A 1,588-nucleotide genomic window follows, 5' to 3' on the forward strand; every position below is an offset into this window, starting at 1 on the left:
ACCACCCGGCGCAGGTTCTGAAACCACCGATCCACCAGGTTGGAGAAGAACACGATGTCCCGAGCGGCGCGCCGGTAGTCGTAGGAGTCGAAGTCGACCGGCGAACCGTCCGAGCGCACCGGCCCGTAGGAGTCCAGGGTCAGGGTGACGAACATCGAGGGCCGGTACTTGCCGGCGAACTGGCGGCCGATGGTGTGCTTGGACACCTTGAGCCGGGGCAGGTTCGGCACATCCTGACGCCGCCGCGTCGACCGCACCCGACGCTGTTTGGCCGGCGGGTCCAACGGCGGCAGCCGCTTGCGCAACCCCAGGGCGCGGAGCTCGGCATCGATGCCGGTGACGGTCTCGGCGAAGAACTCGGCCAGTTCGGTGTCATCCTCGGCCTTGGCCGCCCGGTAGCCGTCGCACACATCCGCCCGCTGCGCCAACAGTTCCTGCTGCCGCTGCGATGGGGCGGTTTTCTCGGTGGCCGGGTCGGTGTCCAGGTGCCAGCCTTCGCGGCATTGGGTGATCCGCAGATACCGGTTGCGCTGCGCACAGGCCGGGCACACCGAGGCCATGGTGGACTTGCAGGGAGCGCCGACGTATTCCACGGTGAAGGTGTGCGGGTCGTAGACGCGCATCGGGATCGGGCGACGGCACACCTTCTCCTGGTCGGCCACCGCGTCGGCGATATCCCGGAAATCCGGCAGAGCGCGACGCTGAGCCGCCGTCTGCCGGACCTTCGGGGACTCCTGAACGGGAGTCGCGGCTTCCATCAGGCCGCCTCCCGTCCCCGCCGCTCGGCCGGTTTGGTCCAGTGATCCACCCTGGGCAGGATCACCGTCTCGGCCAGCGAATCGGCATACCGGAAGGTGAGCTCATAGACCCCCGGACCGGCCAGCACCGCCCGGCACTGCTGGGCGCGGAAGGCATGCGCCAAATGGTCAGTGCGGTTCTCGTAGTCGTTGGGGCACTGGCCCTCCAGCATCCGCACCCGCACCCGATCGGAGCTCTCACCGATAGCGACCGACAGCAGGCGGGGCACCAGGGTGCCGTTGTCGTAGGTCATGCGCAGACCACAGGCGGTCATCAGCCGAGCCCACCGCCGCCGATACCGCCACCAGGTCAAAAACCGTGCCCGTGCCCGGCGCGTGACCCACCGCTCGAACATCTCCGGACGCCTGCGACGCCAGAGCATGATCCCCGCAGTGAACCACGCCGCTGTCACGAGCCCGACCGGCCACCCCAACCAGACACCGGCGGTGAGGGACAGGGCCACGGGGACGGAGACGACCGGGAATAACAGCGCCCAGTGCAGCGCCACCGCGAGGCCGATCAGGGCATACCAGGTGGTGTTGAGCACGGCCAGGCCGACCAGGTCGAACGGGTCGTGGTGCTCGGTCTTCGTGGTGGTGCTCATCGGGTTTCCTTGCTGGTGGGAGGGTCGAACAGGGACAGCTGCCCCGGACACGGGGCAAACTGGTCGGTGCGAGAGCGACGGGGACGGCCTCGTCTGCCGGTGGGTTTGTCGGTGGCCTCGATCACCAGACGCACCCGATCGGGCTGGGTGTCGCTCATGCCGCCCACCCCGAACCGTCATCGTCGT

At 68.5% G+C, this 1,588-nt stretch carries 3 protein-coding genes; all 3 read right to left on the reverse strand.

Annotated features, from left to right (window positions below):
* A partial coding sequence (locus ON32_RS23510) for a replication initiator (protein ID WP_373284363.1) occupies nucleotides 1-758 on the reverse strand: 758 nt, incomplete at its 3' end.
* Nucleotides 758-1,402, reverse strand: coding sequence for a hypothetical protein (locus tag ON32_RS23515; protein WP_040793201.1), 645 nt, complete (start codon nucleotides 1,400-1,402; stop codon nucleotides 758-760). The genes ON32_RS23510 and ON32_RS23515, both read right to left, overlap by 1 nt.
* A complete protein-coding gene (locus ON32_RS29090) occupies nucleotides 1,399-1,560 on the reverse strand; it encodes a hypothetical protein (protein ID WP_157224302.1) in 162 nt (53 codons plus the stop codon). Before ON32_RS29090 ends, ON32_RS23515 begins: the two co-directional genes overlap by 4 nt.
* Nucleotides 1,561-1,588: the final 28 nt, after the last annotated feature.

Source organism: Nocardia paucivorans NBRC 100373 (genome assembly GCF_000308675.1).
Lineage (GTDB): Bacteria > Actinomycetota > Actinomycetes > Mycobacteriales > Mycobacteriaceae > Nocardia > Nocardia paucivorans.

Excerpts from the sequence above, each read along its gene's own strand:
- ON32_RS29090 (WP_157224302.1), bottom strand. The coding sequence starts at position 1,560 with ATGAGCGACACCCAGCCCGATCGGGTGCGTCTGGTGATCGAGGCCACC.
- ON32_RS23515 (WP_040793201.1), bottom strand. The coding sequence starts at position 1,402 with ATGAGCACCACCACGAAGACCGAGCACCACGACCCGTTCGACCTGGTC.